The sequence below is a fragment of the Streptomyces sp. NPDC037301 genome (assembly GCF_055602785.1).
The window spans coordinates 353,055-369,342 of record NZ_JBVJWD010000002.1 but is presented as its reverse complement, the minus strand read 5'-3'; the positions used below and the strand labels follow the sequence as shown (position 1 = coordinate 369,342).

The following is a 16,288-nucleotide window of genomic DNA, read 5'->3' as shown; positions in this document are numbered from 1 at the left end:
GGGGCGGTGAGAAGCGAGAACACCCCCTTCACCGGCGGTCCCCTGGACGGGCGGGTCCTGCCCGTGCTCGTCGGTCCGACCGGACATCCGCCCAAGTGGTACGAGGTCCCGGTGCCGGCCGCGGACGGCGGGCCCGCCACCGTGTACGCGTACCGCCGGGTGCCGGCCGGTCACTCCAAACGGCTGGGGATTCCGCGGGGCTGGGTGTACGAGTACGCCCCGGAGGGCCGTGTGCGGCACAGCCCCAAGTGGCCCTGGTCGAAGCCGGACTGAGGGTGCGGCACCCGGCGGGACGGAGGGATCGGTCTAAGATCGACGCTCTGGTGCCGGGCACGGTCAGCAAGGGGGTGCGCCATGGAGGCGCTGCGTCAGGACGATCCACGCCGCATCGGTCCGTACGCCGTGCTGGCGCGGTGCCGCGAGAGCGCGAGCACCGTGCAGTACCTCGCGCACGACACGGCCGCGGACAGACCCGTGGTGGTCACCGCCGCCCGCCCCGAACTCGCCGCGCTGCCCGCCTTCCGGCGCCGCTTCCAGGCGGAGGCCCGCACCGCGGACCGGCTGGCCGGCGGCTGGGTCCAGCCGCAGCTCGACACCCCGGCCGACGACGCGGACGACGACCTGCCGTGGACAGCCGGCCCCTATGTACCCGCGATGACGCTCTCCGAGGCGATCGACGTCATGGGGCCGCTTCCCGAGCGTGCCGTGCGGGTACTGGGCGCGGGCATCGCCGAGACCCTCTCCCGCGTGCACGCCACCGGAGCCGTGCTCCAGGGCCTGGCTCCCGGGACGGTGCTGCTGGCCGAGGACGGGCCGCGACTCACCGCGTTCGGCCCGCTGGGCGCTGCGGCCGCTGCCGAGGCCCGGCCCGGCGGGCAGTTGTCCGTACGGCTCGGCTATCTCACCCCGGAACAGGTTGAGGGAGAGGAGCCCGGACCGGCCTCGGATCTCTTCGTGCTGGGCCTGCTGCTGGCGTACGCGGCGACCGGCACGACCCCGCTCGCCGACGGCCCGGCCGCCGAGGGCGCCGAACGGATCGCCCGCACGGACCCCGAACTCGACGCGGTCCCGGAGGAGTTGCGTGACCTGATCGCCCGCTGCCTCGCGAAGGACCCGGCCGACCGGCCGAGTGCGGGAACGGTGGCGGCGGAGCTGGCCCTCGAAGGGGCGGCGGGCCTGGCGAAGGGCGAATGGCTGCCGGAGCGGTTGGCGGCCGCGGTGACGGAACAGGGGGCGCGGGTCCGGGAGCTGATCTCGGCTGGTCATCCGGTGGATGCGCCGGATGACGGGCCCGCCGACGGACCTGCGGACGCCACGCCTTCGGGCACACCGGCCGACGCGCCCGGCCGTGAACTCGCCCCGGCACGGGACACCCGTACCACTCAACTGGGGGACATCGGGCGTCATGTCCCGAGGACCGACCGGCCCACGACCCAGCTGTCCGTACCGCGCGAACTCACCGCGCCCCCTGCCGCGCCCGTCGCCGGGCTTCCTGCCGTGCTCCCGCCCGTCGCTGCGCTGCCGCCCCGCCCGCTGCCGGTCCCCGCGGCTCCCGCCCCGGCCGCTCCCGCCTCCCCCGCCGTCGGTCGGCGCAGTCTGTTCATCGGGCTCGCTGCCGGGGCCGCCGGGCTGGTGGTCGGCGGGGGTGGGGTGCTCGCACTCGGGTCCGGTGACGGGGGGACGACGGACGATCCCAAGCCCGCGCCGAGCCGCAGTGGTCCCACCGTCGCGGGGCTGCCGCCTCAGCCGCGCTGGGTGTACACGCACCCCGCGGCCGGACCTCCGCCGCTCACCGCCGCCCTCTGGAACGACCGGCTGCTGGTGCTGACCAGCGAGAACGGGGCGGCCGGCATCGATCTGCGTACCGGACGCCGGGTCTGGGAGAACACGGACGCCGCCAGAGGGCAGGCCGCACTGCCGGCCGGGCAGGATCTCTGTTTCGTCGCCGGTCCGTCCGAGTTCCTGTGGCTGTCGCCGAAGGACGGCAAGGTCGCGCACCGGGCGGGATACGCGGACGCGTTCACCGGGGCGCCGAACCTCACGATGCCGGGGGTCGTCGGCACGTTCGGACCGGTGGTCTGGTTCACCGGCTCCCACACGGTCACAGTCAAGGCCCCGGCTCCGAAGAAGGGCAAGAAGCGCGGCAAGGACACTCAGGTCGTCAAGTCGTACCTCTTCGCCTACGACGTCCTGCAGCGCAAGGAGCTGTGGCGGACCGCCGTGCCCACCGGGCGCGGACCGGCTGCCCCCGTCTACCGGCTGATCGCTGTAGGGCAGGACGACTTCGTCGTACGTCAGAGCACAGGCACGTTGACACCCGGCGATGTGAAGGCCGCCAAGGGGAAAGCCGTCTTCCGGGGCTTCGACCAGAAGGCCGGAAAGCTGCTCTGGAGCAGGTCGTTCGGCACGATCGCACTGGACGGAGCGGCCATGGGCGACGACCGGGGCCTGCTGTACGCGGCGGTGGGCGACGATCTCCAGGCCTTCGAGATCCCCGCAGGCAAGCCGAAGTGGACGCTGAACGGCACCACCGGGACCCCGTACGGAACCCCCGTCGCCACCGGAACGCTTCTGCACACCACCAACCACAACCAGGAAGTGGGCGCGGTCGAGCGGGAGACGGGGCGGCTGCGCTGGCGGCGCTCGACGGAGGCGGCGCCCGGCACCGCCGCCCCCGCGGTGACGCTCAGCACGACCGGCAGGACGCTGTTGGCCGCGGACGGGGCCCAGGTCACCGCGTTCGCGGCGGAGGACGGGCGACGGCTGTGGAAGTTCCAGGACATCGGATCACAGGATCCGAAGGGGCCCACAGTCACCGCTCCGTACCGGGTGCTGGCGACCGGAAAGACCGCCGTAGTCCAGCGCGACCGGATCTTCTACGCCTTCCCGGTCGCCTGAGCGAAGGCCCAGGAGGTCCGCACCCGCCCACCGCCTTCCGGGCGAACCCGTCTGCCGCCACACCGCACGGTTCTTGCATCTCGTGACACCGAGTGACCGTATTTGATGCGCTCACTCATGGGGAAGTCCCATGACTCGCCCCGTCACCGGAGGTGATGTCGTGTCAGGCGGAGTCCTGCGTGCGGTCTGCACTGCGACCCTGACCACGCTAGTCGTAACCTCGCCGGCAGCCGCCGCACCCGTGGACCCGAGCCCCGCCGCGGGCCCCGCCGCGAAGTCGCCCGCCGCCCCCGCGGCCACGAACAGGAGCGTCGCCCAGCTGCTGACCGAGCTGCAGAAGCTCTACCAGCAGGCCGAGGAGGCCACCGAGACGTACAACGGGACCGCGGCGGAGCTGGAGAAGCGCAAGGCGCAGGCGAAGAAGCTCCACGCCTCCCTCGTCGCCGCCCGCACCGCGCTGTCCGACAGCCGCGACGAGGCGGGGCAGCTGGCCCGTGAGCAGTACCAGGGGCAGTCCGACATCTCCTCGTACATGCAGCTCCTGCTGGCCCGTGATCCCGAGCACTTCCTGGACCAGGAACATGTGGTCCGGCGTGCGGCGGCCGGGCGGGCGGCCACTGTGCAGCGGCTCACCGGCGCCGAGAAGCGCGCCGACGACCTGGCGGCCGAGTCCCGCAAGGTGCTGGACCGGCAGCAGGCTCTGGCCACGAAGCAGAAGAAGCAGCGGGACGCGGTGCAGTCGCGGCTCAAGGCCGTCGAGGGGAAACTGGCCACGCTCTCCGGCACGCAGCTCGCCGAGCTGTCCCGGCTGGAACGGCAGGACATGGCGAAGGCTCAGGGCGCCCTGGCCGCCTCGGGGTCCCTGTCCTCGACCGGGTCGCCGTCCCAGGCGGGCGGCGAGGCGGTGAAGTACGCGATCGGGCAAGTGGGCAAGCCGTATGTGTGGGGCGCGCAGGGGCCGGACTCGTTCGACTGCTCGGGGCTCACCTCGCAGGCCTGGGCGAAGGCGGGCCGGGTCATTCCGCGGACCTCGCAGGAGCAGTGGCGGCAGCTGCCGAAGGTGCCGCTCGACGCACTGCGCCCGGGCGACCTGGTGATCTACTTCCCGAAGGCCACTCATGTGGCGCTGTACGTCGGCAACGGCCAGGTGGTGCAGGCCCCCCGGCCGGGTTCGCAGGTGAAGGTCTCACCGGTGGCGTCGAATCCGCTGCTGGGTGCCGTACGGCCGGATCCACAGAGCTCGCCGCTGTCCGCGTACAAGCCGCCGCAGCTCCCGCAGGGGGCGTCCTCGGGCTCGGACGCGGGGTACAGCTCGCCGTCGGCGCCCGAGCAGTAGCCGGCCGGGGGCCGTGACGTCCGCACATGGCAGCCGGGCCGAGCCCCGTCGGATTCCCGACGGGACTCGGCCCGGCTGCTGCGGTCAGGCGGCCGACGCGGCCCCGGAAACCTCGGCGAGGTACGCGTTCGTCTTCTCCGGGTCGGAGAAGTAAGCCACTCACGTCAGAAGCCCCTCACCTGCGAACTCTCCACAGATGAGGGGCTTCTGACACCCCGTGGGCCGTCTGTGGGCCGTCAGCCCCGAATCGGGCCCCTGTTGTAGGCCGTCGCGATGGCCTTTCGCGTGCGCTCTCGGCTGCTCGGCATGAGGTGGGCGTACACCCGCAGCGTCATGGCGGGGTCACTGTGACCCAGGTACTCGCTCACGGCCTTGATGTTCTCCCCGCCATCAAGGAGGGCCGACGCGTAGAAGTGCCTCAGAGCGTGCATCCCGTGCTCTCGCGCCGCGGCGTAGCTGTCCTCCTTGGTCTCAGGCTCCGGGATGACTCCGGCCGCCACGAGCGCAGGCTTCCACGCACCATCGTTGAGCGAGGTACGCCACACGTGATTGCCCATCGGTGCGGTGAAGATCAGGCGTTTGGTCACCTTCGGGCCGTCAGCACGCCGCCACGGCAAGGTGATCTCGACCGGTGCGTACTGCTTCATGTGCGCCTTGAGAGCGTCGGCCACGGGGCCAGGCAGCGGAACGTCCCTCAGCTTCCCGCCCTTGGGTGGCGCGAACACCGGCTTGCTACGGCTGAGTTTGAGCTGCTGCACCACGTGAAGAGTGTCGGTCTCGAAGTCGAAGGCGTCCACAGTTACGCCCAGGATCTCGCTCTGCCGCATGCCGCAACCCGCCCCCAGGTCGACCATCGCCTGATACCTCTCAGGCATCGCGGCCTGCACGGCGAACACCCGCTCAGCGAGCCACGGAACGATCCGCTTCCGCTCGACAACCGGTTGCTTGACGGAACGCACAGAACACGGGTTGCGGTTCAGGTACTTGTCGTCAACGGCGGCACTCAGCACGGCTCGCACATTGGAATAGATCGCTCGGGCGTAGGGGCCGGGGATTCCTCGCTGTTCGAGGGTGGCCACCCATTCGCGGACGTGCTCCGGCTGGAAGGCTCCGAGCGGACGCGCCCCGATGTACGGGAAGGCGTGCAGCCTGAGCTGAGACTCCATCGACGCCACCGTGCTCGGTTCGGAGCTCAGCGTCTTGAGCCACTTCTCCGCGTACTGCCGGAAGGTGATTCGGCCGGCGCGCGGGTCGACGTACTGGCCGCGCGTCATGTCGGCCTCGATCTGGGCGAGCCACTGCTCAGCGAGGCGCTTCTGTCCGTCGCGGAAGGACTTGGACTTTTCGGTTCCGTCGGGGCCGACGTATCGGGCTCGGTAGCGCATGCCGGTGCTGTGGCGGTCGGTCTTGACGCGGGTGGTCTTGCCGTCGGTGGTCTGGGTCTTGTACCAGCGGTCTTGGATGTGGCCAGCCATGGGGGCTGACTCCTCTCGGTTCTCGGTTGGGTGTGATCTGGCAGGGAGGAGAAGCAGAGGGCCTCTGTGCTCTCTGAGCGGGGGTCTTGGCGCCCTGTGCGGGCGCGCCTCCCTGCCTCCCTGCCTCCCTGTGTGGGCTGTTCGTGCTGGTCAGCGCAGGAAGGGGTTTCAGGGAGGCGGTTAGGGAGTTCTCCCTGTCTCCCTGCTGCATCCCTGAGCTGAGGGAGGCACGGGAGCGGTCGGTGGAGGGGTGTGCCCTGCCCCCCTTTACCGCCCTTACCTCGCAGGTCGGGGGCTCTTACCTCCCCCTCTACCGGGGTAAAGGGCCCCCTCTACCGACAGGCCCCGGGTAGGCCCGTCGGCGGCGACCAGGTCGCGGGACGGACCAGGGCACCGAGTAGAGGGGGAGGGCTTTACCTCCCCCTCGTGTGGGCGAGGTCAGGCCGCGTCGTGTGCGGCCTGCTGGTCGATCCAGTCGCGGACGGCGGCAGGGTCGTAGCGGACGTGGCGGCCGACGCGGAAGCCGGGCGGGCCGATGCGCCGCTTGCGCCAGTGGTAAACGGTCTCGATCGGGACGGCGAGCATCGCGGCGAGGTCTTCGGGAGTGAGGTAGCGGTCCGGGAGTCCGGCGCGGAGGATCGCGCGGGGGTCGGTCGACTTGGGCGGGGGCAGGGTCATGCCGCCAGTCCTTCCGTCTCGTACTGCTCGGTTCGGGTCGGTCGATTGAGGGCGGGGTGGGTGTTCACGCGATGGCTCCGGATGTTCACGGCGGTCGGGTCGGCGTTCACCGGATCGATGGGTGTGTTCACGCGGCGACCCTCCCGCCGCTGGACTGGTGCGGGGTGACCGTGCGGGTGTCCGCACGAAAAGGGTGTACGGGCAGGTCACCCCTCGACTGTTCAGGCGATCGGGTGGCCGTGAGGGTGACTGCCGTGGGTGTGACGCGGGGTGTGACGCAGGTCGTCACGCTGGTCAGGGGTCGACCGTTCGACTTCAGTCGGGGTGCGGTCGATCGGTCGGGCGGGGTCGACTGCAGGCCGATTGGTCACCACTGGGCGCGCAGTGGTCGGGCCCATCGGTTGCCGGGGCCCGGCGGCGGGGTGGCGCCGATCCGGTACATGCCGTCGTCGGTCCGTACGACCAGCGGCAGGGGCACGGGGACGTTGCCGCGGATGAGGTCGAAGCAGTTGCGGGTGCGCTGCCGGTCGGGCAGGAGGCGGCGGTACAGCCACGACCCGCTACCGGCGGGGTCCGGGACGCGGGCCAGGTCGGCACTCACCGCGCGGCCGAGTTGAACCAGAGCGCTCGCGGGGAGGCGGGCAGCGGCTTCGCGGACCTGGCGCGCGAGGCTGCGGGGGTCGAGTCGGCTGGCGCCGGGGGTGCGGGCGTACCCGGACAGGGCCAGGGCGGCGGCGGCTTCACCGGCCGTCATTGGCCGCGACCGCGCGCCCTCGTACCAGAACGAGAGGGCCAGCCGGTAGGCGTACCAGCGGCACTCCCCGACTTCCGGGAACTCCACCGAGTCCAGCCCGGAAAACACATCGGTCGTCTCGACGAGTCCGGCCGGTCCCAGCTCGCTCACGGCCGTGCCGAGCAGGGCGTACAGGGTGTCCGTGGTGATGCCGGGCATCGCGTGTTCGTCGCTGTAGACCTCGAACAGCGCGGCGGCCGTCTCCTCGCGGCACAGCTCCATGCCCGCCACGGGGACCGACAGCGGCGCGGCCCCGCCCGTACGGGCCACGAGGGCACAGTGCGGGCGGGAGGGCACCTGCGCGAACAGTGCGTCCGTGTGTGCGATCAGGTTGCTCATGCCGAGACCGCCGGTCCCCGCATCGCGCGGATCGTGGCCGCCGCGTGGACCGGGCACAGCATGTCGACCAGCCCCATGCCCTCCTCGTAGAACGACGGGATGCGGCCGGTGGCGCGGCAGGCGCACTCGCCGTCGACCGCTGCGTCCCGGTTGCGGGACCGCGCCGCGTCGGTCATGCCGTCGCACCAGACGCTGTTCGACGCCTGCTGGTCGGCCACCAGCAGGCGTCGACCCTTCGGGAAGCGCTGCTCGTGCCGCTGCTGCACCTGTACGGTCACCAGCTTGCTGAGCTCCAGCAGGCGGTGCCCGTAACGGAAGGCTCCCCAGCGCGCGGTCTCCTCGCGGCCGAGCCGCTGAACACCCTGCTCGATCCAGGCACTGACCTGTTCGTTCGAGTGCCGCCGTCGTCCGGACGGCATGTCCGACGCGTACAGGGCGACAGCGCGCTCCGATCCCGTCAAGTCCATGACCGAGACGGAGCCCGTAACATCGGTCGTCCGCTCAGCGATACGCGTGGTGGTGGCGGTTTCAGGCATCATGGAATTGCCCCTTCGTGGGTCGGGGAGCGGCTGTCTGCTTGGCGGTAGGGGCCGCCCCCGGGGAGAGAGCCCTGGCCTTCTGGCCAGGGCTTTCTTTCGATCAGCGCTAGGCGCCGCGCTGTGTCCTTTCCGATCGGGCCGACCGGCGGGCACATCCCTAAGGTTCCCTAGGGCACCCTAGGGTGTCAAGCGGTACGCTAGGGAACGCATCGATTGAGACGAAGGAGCTGACGTGGTGTCGGAGCAGGCCGGTCATCGGGCGCCGTACGCACGGATCGCCGCCCACTACACAGAACTGATCACGTCGGGGCAGCTGCGGCCGGGGGAGCTACTGCCCAGTATCAAGGCCCTGTCGCAGGAATGGGCGGTCAGCACGGCGACCGCTGAGAAGGCGTTGAGGCAGCTCCGCAGTGAAGGGCTTGTACGGGGCATCCACGGCATCGGCACCGAGGTGATCGACCGCCCCACCCCCATGTCCTCGGGGTCTCAGCGGCAGGATCGAGGGCATCGCAGCGGTTCGAGCTGGGGAGCGGGCGAGCGGTCCGACTCGCACGAAGCGTCGGTGGTCTCGGCGCCGGCCGACGTGGCGGCGGCGCTGGACATCGCGCAGGGGACTGACGTGATCCGCCGTCGTCGTGTGTACCGCGATCGGCGCGGCATCGTCGCGCACTCCACTTCGTGGATTCCGGTTGAGCACGGAAAGCTGGTGCCTCAACTGGCCGAGAGCGAGCGTCTGACCGGTGGCACGTCGTTGCAGCTCATCGCCCAGGCCACCGGACGACCGATCATTCGTCGGATCGACACTGCGTCAGCGCGCCTGCTGACGCCCGCAGATGCGGAACTTCTGGAGCTGGACCCTGCGAACCCGCCTGCGGAACCAGTGGTCGTCATGACTGCGAAGTTCATCGACAGTGCGAACCACGTCGTGGAATACGGCGTAGACCTCGGCGGACCGGGTCGGACGTGGCTCACGGAGTCGGAGGTCGCGCAGTGACGGCGACCTCGGGCCCGGGGCCGTTCTGCGTCCTGATGGCGGGACTTCCCGGCTCGGGCAAGACGACGCTCTCTCGCGCTCTCACGGCTCGTGGGTTCGTCCGGCTGTGCCCGGACGAGGAGATGTTCCGTCGGCATGGCGTGTACGGGGTCGACTTCCCCCGGGGCATCTTTCCAAAGCTGGAACGCCCGGTGCTCGAAGAGATCGCCGTGGACCTCGGTGAGCAACTTCAAGCGGGGCGCAACGTAGTGGTGGATCACGGATTCTGGACCCCAGAGGACCGCGCTCATTGGCAGTCGGTGGCTGTCGACGCCGGTGCGCTACCGATGCTTGTCTACCTGGAGGCGAGTCACGAAGAACTCTGGACGCGGGTGAGCAAACGAAACGCTCAGCACGAAGCGGATCCGAACTCGATCTTCTTCTCAGAGAGTGACCTGGCTCGCTACCGGACACGGTTCGTCCCGCCTCAGGATGATGAGCCTCACATCGTCTATGGCGGTGACCCTGATTCGGTGCTGAAGGCGCTCGAAGAGGCCGGACTGAGAACTGAGTGCTAGACGCTAGGCCCCTGATCAGCGGGCCATTTGGCTGCTAGCGCCCCTGCTAGACCTAGCACCCGCCCCTGCTAGGTCTAGCAGGGGCGTTCAGCGGGCGTCCCGCCGGAAGGGTAAGACGCATGTTCTCCAAAGCGGGGCCCACTTGGAGGTCCGCGCCTGTCCGAGGACTGGATTTCTGCGTCACAGCGTCATGCGCGTCACGCGTGGCCGCTGAGCTGCGGTTTTGTGGTGACGCAGGGACGCGGGGGTGTGTCATCGGTGACGCAGGCGTACGTCACTGATGACGCACGGCGTGACGCAGATGACGCAGGATGACGCAGCCGAAGCCGCTCTGCGTCACGCCTATCGCAGCAGCTCAGGGGCCGTTTCGGGTCTTCTGGTGACGCTGTGACGCAGACTTTCCTTACTTAGGAAAAAAGAGGGGTGTCTGTTGTAGTGCGGTGCGCCTCACAGAGTGAAGAAGGAGCCGCTGCGCGGCGCGACCACCGGGCGGCGTTCCGCCGAACAACAAGAGGAGCACCCGCCCCGTGGTGCGGCGTGGTGCTCCTCTTGCTTGTCCGGCCGGGCCGTCTGTGGGCCGTCCGAGGGTGGCCCACAGCCACCAACGTTCACCAACGCTGACCGCTACTTCGCAGGTCAGGCGGTAGATCAGGCCCCGGACACCGAGGCGAGGTACGCGTTCGTCTTCTCCGGGTCGAAGAAGAAGTTCTCGAAGTCCGCCGGGTTGTTGAAGCCGTTGGCGAAGCGGTTGGCGACCGGCTGGAGCTGGCCGGCTGCGCCGATCAGGTTCAGCACGTGCTCCGGCGGAACGCCGAGCATCGCGTTGGTCCACTTCACGACGTGCTGCGCGGTGTCCCAGTAACGGTCGAACGTGGCCTGCATCCAGTCCGCGTCGAACTCCCGGTCGCCGTGCTCGATGATCGACTCCAGGTACGCGTTGGCGCACTTGGAGGCCGAGTTGGAGCCCTGGCCGGTGACCGGGTCGTTGGCGACGACGACGTCCGCCACACCGAGCACCAGACCGCCGCTGGGCAGCCGGCCGATCGGCTTGCGAACGGTCGGGGCGTAGCGTCCCGCCAGGGTGCCGTTGGCGTCGGTCAGTTCGACCTTGGTGGCGCGGGCGTACTCCCACGGCAGGAACCGCTCCAGGAGCTCCAGCGTCTTGGCGAGGTGCTCGGAGGGGTCCTTGATGCCCTGGAACACGTCGAGCGGGCCGCCCGGGATGCCCTCCCAGAACAGGATGTCGGCGCGGCCGGACGTGGTCAGGGTCGGCATCACGAAGAGCTCGCCGACGCCGGGAACCAGGTTGCAGCGGACCGCGTCGAACTCGGGGTGCTCGGGGCGCGGGCCCATGCCGTGGACGTACGCGACGGCCAGGGCGCGCTGCGGGGCGTCGAACGGCGAACGGGACGCGTCCCTGCCGAACATGGAGACCAGCTCGCCCTTGCCCGCGGAGACCATCACCAGGTCGTAGGTGCGGGAGAAGTAGTCCAGGTCGGAGACGGCGGCACCGTGGATGACGAGCTGTCCGCCGCGCTGGGCGAAGGTCTCCATCCAGCCGGCCATCTTCACGCGCTGGTCGACGGACTGGGCGAAGCCGTCCAGCTTTCCGACCCAGTCGACGGCGCGCGAGGAGTCGGGCGCGGCGACCGAGACGCCGAGGCCCTCGATGCGCGGGGCCTGGGACTCCCAGAAGTTGAGCTGGTAGTCACGCTCGTACTGGAGCGCCGTGTCGAACATGCACTGCGTCGACATGACCCGTCCGGAGCGGATCTCGTCGGCGGTGCGGTTGGACATCAGGGTGACTTCGTACCCTCGGGACTGCAGTCCGAGGGCGAGCTGGAGACCGGACTGACCGGCTCCGACTATGAGTATCTTCCGCATCGCGGTTCTCCGTTACGTGTTGCGTGCGAGCCAGGAGGCTACTGAAGATCCTCGATCTTCAGCGCCCTCCTATGCCGGGGTGGCGTCGAGGGCGTGGCCGACTAGGGCCAGCAGCGACTCGACGACGGTGATCCTGTTACGCGCGTCCATGATCACAACAGGCACGTGCGGCGGCACAGTCAGGGCCTCCCTGACGTCCTCCGCCTCGAACCCCGGCGTTCCTTCGAAGTGGTTGACGGCGACGATGTACGGCAGGCCGCAGCTCTCGAAGTAGTCGAGTGCGGGGAAGCAGTCGGCGAGCCGCCGGGTGTCGGCGAGCACGACCGCACCGATCGCGCCGCGCACCAGATCGTCCCACATGAACCAGAAGCGCTGCTGGCCCGGTGTGCCGAACACGTACAGCACGAGGTCGTCGTCGAGCGTGAGCCGGCCGAAGTCCATCGCGACGGTCGTGGTGACCTTGTCGGGTGTCGCGGAGAGATCGTCGGTCTCCTCGCTGGCCTGGGTCATCATCGCTTCGGTCCTCAGCGGGGTGATCTCGGAGACCGACCCCACGAAGGTCGTCTTGCCCACGCCGAACCCGCCCGCGACCACGATCTTCGTGGCGATGGGGGCCCTGGTGTGGTCCAACTGCCAGGTCTGCAGCGATTCTTCGGCCTGGTCCTTGGCCCCCGGCTGACGCGGGGCGAAGAGCGGCGACTCAGAGACGGCGGAGTCCATTGAGCACCCTTTCGAGCAGTGCGCGGTCGGGCTGGCCGGTGCCGTGACCGGTCCCGTACACGCGGATCTTTCCCTGGTCGGCCAAGTCGCTGAGCAGCACCCGGACCACGCCGAGCGGCATCTTCAACAGGGCGGAGATCTCAGCGACCGTACGCATCCGGCGGCAGATTTCGACGATGGCCTGGAGCTCCGGCATGACACGGGTGGCCAGGTTGCCGTTGGTCAGCTCGCGGCGCTCCTCGGGCGCTTCCAGCGCGGCGACGAACGTCTCGACGAGCAGAACGTGGCCGAAGCGGGTGCGACCGCCGGTGAGCGAGTACGGGCGGACCCGTGCGGGCCTTCGGTCGGACCCGCGGACAGGAAGCCTTCGGGCGGGTTCAGCAGCGGGCGTCACTGGGCGCTCTCCATCGATTTGCGCAGTTCACTGCGGAGTTCGGGGGTGAGTACGTGTCCGGCTCGGCCGACGAAGAGCGCCATGTGGTAGGCGATGACACTCATGTCGCAGTCCGGGGTGGCGTGCACACCGAGCAGCGAGCCGTCGCTGATCGACATGACGAAGACGCTGCCCTCGTCCATGGCGACCATGGTCTGCTTGACACCGCCGCCGCCCATCAGCTTGGCGGCGCCGACGGTGAGGCTGCCGATGCCGGAGACGATGGTGGCCAGGTCGGCGCTGGAGCCCTTGGGGCCGTCCTGCCGACCGGTGCCCTGAGTGGTCAGATGGCCGGGGTCGGAGGAGAGCAGCATCAGTCCGTCGGACGAGACGACGGTGACCGAGTGGACCCCTGGCACCTCCTCCACCAGATTGCTCAGCAACCAGTGAAGGTTCCGGGCCTCGGTACTCAGCCCGAATGTGCTGGGCGCAGTCAACTGCGTGCCTCCTTGACTGTGTCCCCCGTCTCATCGGTTCGGCCGTCGCTGGGGTCGGCCGGGTCACTGTGCTCGGTAAGTGTGGAGCGCCCGGCGCGTGCGGGGGCCCCGGGGAACGGCTGGGTCGCCGTGATCTCGGCGATCTCCGCCTCGACGTCCCGGCGGCCGTCCTTCGCGCCCTGGTGGAAGCCGCCGAGCCGACGGCGCAGCGCTTCCTTGTCCAGGCTGCCCTTGCGCTCGGTGCTGGGTGCCGTGGTGGGCTTGACGACCTTGGGGGTGCGCTTGGGCAGCCCCTTGTCGGTGATGCGCTCCTGTTGCGGCTGCGAGTGCTGCTCCGGCTGCCGGGGGCCGGGCAGGGCGTCGGCGACGGGCGCGGGGGCCGGGGCGGGTGCGGTGTACGGCTCCGGGGCGGACACGGGAGCCGGGGCCGGGGCGGGTGCGGTGTACGGCTCCGGGGCGGACACGGGAGCCGGGGCCGGGGCGGTGTACGGCTCCGGGGCGGACACGGGAGCCGGGGCCGGGGCGGTGTACGGCTCCGGGGACTCGTCGACTGTGCGCTCGTGGCGGTCGGGGCCGACGGCGTACGGGTCGGGCGCCGTGAACTCGGGGACGTCCGCGAACTCCGGAACCACCGGGAGCCGTACCTGCATCGTGGTCTCGGCCTCGACGGCGGCCGGAGCGGGTGCGGGGGCGTTGCCCGCCGCGGGCCCGGACACGGGCTCGGAGGTGGCCCCGGACTCGCGGATCGTCTGCTCGGCCGCGGCGATCAGCGGGTCGTCGGGCAGGGCGAGCGTACGCTCCGGCAGTGCGTTGGAGTTGGCCTCGGCGACCGACCCCGGCAGGTTCAGCGCGGGGGCGTCCCCGGGGACCTTCACCGGCGGTGGCGTGGCAGCCGGTGGCGCCTTCGGCAGCAGGGTCTTGGGCAGGACGACGACCGCCGTGACCCCGCCGGTGCCCATGTGGTCGCGCAGCTGGACCCGTACACCGTGGCGCGCGGCCAGCAGGGAGGTGACCTGGAGTCCGAGCCCGGCCCTGTCCGCACTCTGTTCGCCCGCCTCGAACAACGTGGGGTCGCCGAGCCTGGTGTTGAGCTCGCCCATCCGTACGGCGGACATCCCGATGCCCTCGTCCTGGACGGAGAGCATCACCTCGCCGGTCTCCAGCAGCCAGCCGGAGAGCAGGACATGGGAATCCGGCGGTGAGAAGGAGGTCGCGTTCTCCAGGAGTTCGGCGACGAGGTGGCTGAGGTCGTCCGCGGCGAAACCGGCGATCTGGGCGTGCGGCGGCAGGGACTGGATGGTGACCCGCTCGTACCGCTCGATCTCGGAGACGGCCGCACGCAACACGTCGACCAGCGGGATCGGGCCCGCATGGCCGTGGCCGTGCTCGGCGCCGGCGAGGACCAGCATGTTCTCGCTGTGGCGGCGCATGACCGTGGCCATGTGGTCGAGCTTGAAGAGGGTGGCCAGCCGCTCCGGGTCGTGCTCCCGCTCCTCCAGGCTCTCGATGACACCGAGCTGACGCTCGACGAGGCCGAGGGTGCGCAGCGAGAGGTTGACGAAGGTGTGGTGGACCGTGTTCTTCAGCCGCTCCAGCTGGGCGGTGAGGTCGGAGGCCATGACCTGGAGTTCGGCGCGCTGGACGGTGAGGGCCTCGCGTCCGGCGATCAGCTCGGCACGCTCGGTCTGCAGGCTCTCGAAGCGGCCGTTGAACTCGTGGAGCAGTCCGTGCAGCTGGCCGTGCAGGGCGTTGATGGACCGTACGACCTGGGCGAACTCGTCGTTGCGGCCGGTGTAGCGGACCGGTTCGGCGGTGGCGGGTTCCGCGGCGAGGCGGGCGGCACCGATCCGCAGGACGGCGAGCGGCTGGGTGAGGGTGCGGGCCACGGCGGTGGAGACGCCGACGGCGATCAGCAGACAGCCGCCGAGCAGCGCGATCCGCAGTTCCAGCGCGGTGACGTCGTCGTCGCGCAGCTGCTCCAGGCGCTGGACCTGTGCGGTGCCGAGGGCGGACTCGACACTGCGCATCCGGTCGATCCGGGCGGAGAGTGCCGCCTCGACCTTCTTGCTGTTGGCCTTCTGGTCGGAGTCCGACAGCTCGGGGCGGCTGGTGAGGGATTTGAGGTACTTCTCCGCGCTGTTGACCTCGGGCCCGGTGACGGTGGACGACAGCTTGTCGCGGGCGGTGGAGCCCGCGGCCTGGTCGAAGTCGGCGAGCGAGGAGAGTTCGCGGACCCGGGCCTGCTGGGCGGCGGCGCTCAGCTCGTCACGGGTGCGGTCGTCCTTGCTGCTGCCCGTGTCCTGGTTCTGGACGGGCAGCCCGGTGATCTGGTCGATCTGCGAGGTCGTGACCTTGCGGGGTACGGACAGCGCGGCGATCAGCAGCCCGCGGGTGGCTGAGGCCTGCTCGGTGGCCTGGCCGAGGGCGAGCGGGGCGCGGGTGGACTCGGCGGCCCGCGGCGGGGTCTTCTCGGCGAGCTCGTCGGCGAGGTCGTGGAGCTTGGCGATGACCTCGGAGTACGCCTGATGGGCCTCCAGCGCGGTGCCCTTGCCGCTGAGCGCGTCGCGGCGCAGGGAGGGAATGGCGGAGAGGTCGCGGCGCAGTGCGGCCGGGGCCGCACCCCTGATCTCGTCCACCTGCTGGTCGACGCGGGCGCTCCGGCTGCCGGGGTCGCCCTTGCCCTCCGCAGTGGGGCCGGACTTCTCTTCACGGCCGGCCGCGATGTAGGCGGTGACTTCGTCACGCTCGTCCGCGAGGGCGTGTGCGAGCGCGATGGCCTGCTGGTTCAGCTCGGCGAGGGTGACCAGCCGCTGCGAGTCGTTCAGGTCGGAGGAAGCACTGAGGGCCGCGGGTGCGCCCGCGGCGATGACAGTGATACCGACGACCGCGACACCGGCAACCAGCCGGCTGCGTACGCGCACGGTGCGCCGGGTGCTCTCGCTCTCGGCGGGTGCCGGAGGCGTCACCCCGGAACCACTGTGTTTGCTGCCCTTGCTCCGAGGCCGCTTCTTCTGCACCGGTGCTCGCATTCTTGACTCGTCCGCCCTTGAAGCAGAGGTGACGCACGGTCACATGTGAACGAGCGCCCCGTCCCCTGGTACGGCTTCTGACCATTCCAGTGCTTTTGAGAGGGGGGCGCGCATCAACCACTCCGCCACCTGAACGAGTGAACATCACTCCGGAGTTGACGAACAAGTCTCCCCAG

General features: G+C 70.1%; 15 protein-coding genes. 5 read left to right on the top strand and 10 right to left on the bottom strand.

All coding sequences use genetic code 11. The features are described 5' to 3' along the window. Positions 1–6: 6 nt before the first annotated feature. From ACZ7IB_RS05005 to ACZ7IB_RS04995, 3 genes are all read left to right on the top strand, one after another. Positions 7–273, top strand: coding sequence for a hypothetical protein (locus ACZ7IB_RS05005; RefSeq protein ID WP_093894423.1), 267 nt, complete (start codon positions 7–9; stop codon positions 271–273). Between the two features lie 81 nt (positions 274–354). Beyond that, on the top strand, positions 355–2,898 hold the full coding sequence (locus ACZ7IB_RS05000; protein WP_470909230.1) for an outer membrane protein assembly factor BamB family protein: 2,544 nt from the start codon (positions 355–357) through the stop codon (positions 2,896–2,898). 160 nt (positions 2,899–3,058) lie between these two features. Next, positions 3,059–4,234, top strand: a complete 1,176-nt coding sequence (locus ACZ7IB_RS04995) for a C40 family peptidase (protein ID WP_470909228.1) — start codon at positions 3,059–3,061, stop codon at positions 4,232–4,234. Between the two features lie 236 nt (positions 4,235–4,470). Here ACZ7IB_RS04995 and ACZ7IB_RS04990 read toward each other — a convergent pair whose 3' ends face one another. The 5 genes from ACZ7IB_RS04990 to ACZ7IB_RS04970 form a co-directional block, all read right to left on the bottom strand. Further along, positions 4,471–5,709, bottom strand: a complete 1,239-nt coding sequence (locus ACZ7IB_RS04990) for a tyrosine-type recombinase/integrase (RefSeq protein ID WP_470909226.1) — start codon at positions 5,707–5,709, stop codon at positions 4,471–4,473. Positions 5,710–6,147: 438 nt separating this feature from the next. After that, a complete protein-coding gene (locus tag ACZ7IB_RS04985; RefSeq protein WP_470909224.1) occupies positions 6,148–6,387 on the bottom strand; it encodes a helix-turn-helix transcriptional regulator in 240 nt (79 codons plus the stop codon). Beyond that, positions 6,384–6,518 (bottom strand): hypothetical protein, encoded by a 135-nt coding sequence (locus ACZ7IB_RS04980; RefSeq protein WP_470909222.1) that lies wholly within the window; start codon positions 6,516–6,518, stop codon positions 6,384–6,386. The genes ACZ7IB_RS04985 and ACZ7IB_RS04980 overlap by 4 nt, the downstream gene beginning before the upstream one ends. 236 nt (positions 6,519–6,754) lie before the next feature. Continuing rightward, positions 6,755–7,519: a hypothetical protein gene (locus ACZ7IB_RS04975; protein WP_470909220.1), complete on the bottom strand. Its 765-nt coding sequence runs from the start codon at positions 7,517–7,519 to the stop codon at positions 6,755–6,757. Further along, entirely contained in the window at positions 7,516–8,058 is a 543-nt protein-coding gene (locus tag ACZ7IB_RS04970) for a hypothetical protein (RefSeq protein WP_470909218.1), read from the bottom strand. The genes ACZ7IB_RS04975 and ACZ7IB_RS04970 overlap by 4 nt, the downstream gene beginning before the upstream one ends. 235 nt (positions 8,059–8,293) lie before the next feature. Between ACZ7IB_RS04970 and ACZ7IB_RS04965 the strand changes: the two genes are divergently transcribed. Both ACZ7IB_RS04965 and ACZ7IB_RS04960 read left to right on the top strand, forming a co-directional pair. Further along, positions 8,294–9,052, top strand: coding sequence for a GntR family transcriptional regulator (locus ACZ7IB_RS04965; RefSeq protein WP_470909528.1), 759 nt, complete (start codon positions 8,294–8,296; stop codon positions 9,050–9,052). Beyond that, on the top strand, positions 9,049–9,609 hold the full coding sequence (locus ACZ7IB_RS04960) for a P-loop nucleotide/nucleoside kinase family protein (protein ID WP_470909216.1): 561 nt from the start codon (positions 9,049–9,051) through the stop codon (positions 9,607–9,609). The genes ACZ7IB_RS04965 and ACZ7IB_RS04960 overlap by 4 nt, the downstream gene beginning before the upstream one ends. Before the next feature lie 648 nt (positions 9,610–10,257). Here the strand turns inward: ACZ7IB_RS04960 and ACZ7IB_RS04955 are convergent. The 5 genes from ACZ7IB_RS04955 to ACZ7IB_RS04935 form a co-directional block, all read right to left on the bottom strand. Next, positions 10,258–11,493 (bottom strand): styrene monooxygenase/indole monooxygenase family protein, encoded by a 1,236-nt coding sequence (locus ACZ7IB_RS04955; protein WP_470909214.1) that lies wholly within the window; start codon positions 11,491–11,493, stop codon positions 10,258–10,260. A 69-nt stretch (positions 11,494–11,562) separates the two neighbouring features. Beyond that, complete coding sequence (locus ACZ7IB_RS04950; protein ID WP_470909212.1) at positions 11,563–12,213, bottom strand: GTP-binding protein; 651 nt, start codon at positions 12,211–12,213, stop codon at positions 11,563–11,565. After that, entirely contained in the window at positions 12,194–12,607 is a 414-nt protein-coding gene (locus tag ACZ7IB_RS04945; RefSeq protein ID WP_037689183.1) for a DUF742 domain-containing protein, read from the bottom strand. Before ACZ7IB_RS04945 ends, ACZ7IB_RS04950 begins: the two co-directional genes overlap by 20 nt. Further along, complete coding sequence (locus ACZ7IB_RS04940; protein WP_470909210.1) at positions 12,604–13,083, bottom strand: roadblock/LC7 domain-containing protein; 480 nt, start codon at positions 13,081–13,083, stop codon at positions 12,604–12,606. The genes ACZ7IB_RS04945 and ACZ7IB_RS04940 overlap by 4 nt, the downstream gene beginning before the upstream one ends. Next, entirely contained in the window at positions 13,080–16,100 is a 3,021-nt protein-coding gene (locus tag ACZ7IB_RS04935) for a sensor histidine kinase (protein WP_470909527.1), read from the bottom strand. Before ACZ7IB_RS04935 ends, ACZ7IB_RS04940 begins: the two co-directional genes overlap by 4 nt. Positions 16,101–16,288 lie beyond the last annotated feature (188 nt).